A 2155-nucleotide genomic window follows, 5' to 3' on the forward strand; every position below is an offset into this window, starting at 1 on the left:
CTGTTAATCGCATCAACTCTGTATCAAATGCACCCTCTCCAGCCACCATACGAGGATGGTACGTCATGGCTCGCAAAATCCGCTCTAAATCTAAGTTATTCCCAGAAGCTAACTTTGCATAAAGAGAGGCCATTTGTCCCATTTGCATCGAGTAAGTTGGCGCACCGCAGTCATCTCGCGCCCTAATAAATTCATCTGCGGGCATTCCTAATAATTCTCCAACTTTACCAATAATTAGCTTTTGAATGGGATGAGAACGATGGAGATAATTATCTAAGGGAAAATGACGTTGCTGAGAAACCGCCAACATTCCAGCGTGTTTTCCCGAACAATTGTGCTGGAGAGGGCTTTTTTTTCCTTTTGGAGTTGGACACTGTAGCGCATCCGCTTCAATATCGCAGTGCCAGAGAATATTAAAGACCTGTCGGGCGTGTTCTACGCTACCTTGATGGGAGCCGCACATGATGGCTAAGTCTTTATCATTAAGATTGTAGCGTTCCAATGTACCTGTTGAGGTAACGGCAAGAGCTTGAAAGGGTTTGAGGGCAGAACGAATAAAAGTATTGGTTTCTACGCTTCCTGCGAGGGAAAGTATTCGCCCGCGATCGTCGCTGACAATTGCTGTAACATGATGGATAGATTCAACAATTCCTTCCCTTAAGAGTTGAACTTCTAGTTCTGGCGCGTGATTTCGCATTCCTCGAGTCATAAGATTTTCTTTAAACAGATTTTTTTTAAACAACGATCCACGTTACACTACCAAGCGCTATAAAAGCTGCTAAAACCGCGAAGGTCTTCTTGAGGCGATCGAGAACTGGCTTAACTTGATAAGTTACAATGAGCCTTTCCCGCAGCAGAACATCTTGGGGTTTTTGCCATATTTGCCCGTCATACCACCCCGATTCTTCATACGTTACAGTTTCTCGGTAAAGGCGATCGCAAATATAAGACCAACCAAAATAAAGATGTGTTAACAGCAAAACAACAAAAAGCAAAGCACCTCCGGCCGCAGCGAGGGTAAAATTGAGAGGGGATTTAGCAGGAGGGAAACTGGTAGCGGCGATCGGTCCTGAAACCAGCCATCCCAGTCCCCACACCCACATCAGCTTGCGCGTATATTTAAAAGGGCTTTGTACGGCCCAGTTAAACAACCACGATTCTTTTAACTGTTCGTATTCATTAAGAGGTTGTTGCTCTATAGGAACGGGACAAGAAGAAAGAGAAGGATGGGCATTATTCATTTATTCCCCTGCTGCGCGATCGAATTGATAATCAATGCGTTCAGCATGACCCCAAAACGCTTCTAAGTTATAGTATTCCCGCTCTTCTGGCAGCAAAATATGGGCGATCGCGTCGCCATAGTCAAGAACAATCCAACTTCCCTCAGCTTTCCCCTCAATGCGATGGGGAAGGCATTCCAGTTGTTCCTCAACAGCATCTTCAATCGCATTACAAATAGCACGGACTTGGGTTCGGGAAAAGCCAGTAGCGATAATGAAATAATCCGCAAGGTAACAAACTCCCGTCACGTTGAGCAAGAGAATATCTCCCGCTTGGCGATCGTCTGCCGCTTCCACAATCATGCGGGCGATGGCGAAACTAGAATCTTCAGGAGGAGTAGATACAACCGAAAGAGGGGATAACGTATTGATGCTGGCGTTTTGTTGTGTCATAGAGAAATTAATTAATTTTGTCTTATATATATTGCCAAAGGCCATGGCATTGACGCTTATCCTCGGATCGTAACGTAATTGTTTCTATCTGGGTAAGAGACAGAATTTTTCTTAATGTGTAGTAGAAAATGCCTGTAGAAACCAGAACATAGAAACTAGAAAGGCAAAAACAGGAAAATTCCAAAAAGAATTTCCTGTTTTTTTAAACCCGAAAGAGTTGATATGAGGGGGATGCGGGAAAAAAGAGGAGTAGAGAGAAAAATATTTTCGCAAAAAGGGTTGACAGGTAGAGAAAAAGTAGCTACCTTAGTAAATGCGCGGTTGAGAGAGCAACCGGAAACGGGGTTCTCAAAAACAGCGCGCCGAACCAAGAAAAAAGAATAAGTTTGAAAGTATAATACACATCCTCGTCAAAAAAGAAAAGAGTAAAAGGAAATAATTTCCACAAAATGGAGAGTTTGATCCTGGCTCAGGATGAACGC

General features: G+C 43.6%; 3 protein-coding genes. All 3 read right to left on the bottom strand.

All coding sequences use genetic code 11. The features are described from left to right. Positions 1-709: asparaginase (locus tag VB714_RS07175; protein WP_416309628.1), on the bottom strand; the 709-nt coding region annotated here is incomplete at its 3' end. 25 nt (positions 710-734) lie between these two features. Then, complete coding sequence (locus VB714_RS07180; protein WP_323222563.1) at positions 735-1241, bottom strand: CGLD27 family protein; 507 nt, start codon at positions 1239-1241, stop codon at positions 735-737. Next, positions 1242-1673 carry a ribosome silencing factor gene (rsfS, locus tag VB714_RS07185; protein ID WP_323222565.1) on the bottom strand — a complete coding sequence of 144 codons (432 nt, stop codon included), beginning with the start codon at positions 1671-1673 and terminating at the stop codon, positions 1242-1244. Between the last annotated feature and the right edge of the window lie 482 nt (positions 1674-2155).

Source organism: Spirulina sp. 06S082, from assembly GCF_034932145.1.
GTDB lineage: Bacteria > Cyanobacteriota > Cyanobacteriia > Cyanobacteriales > Spirulinaceae > CCY15215.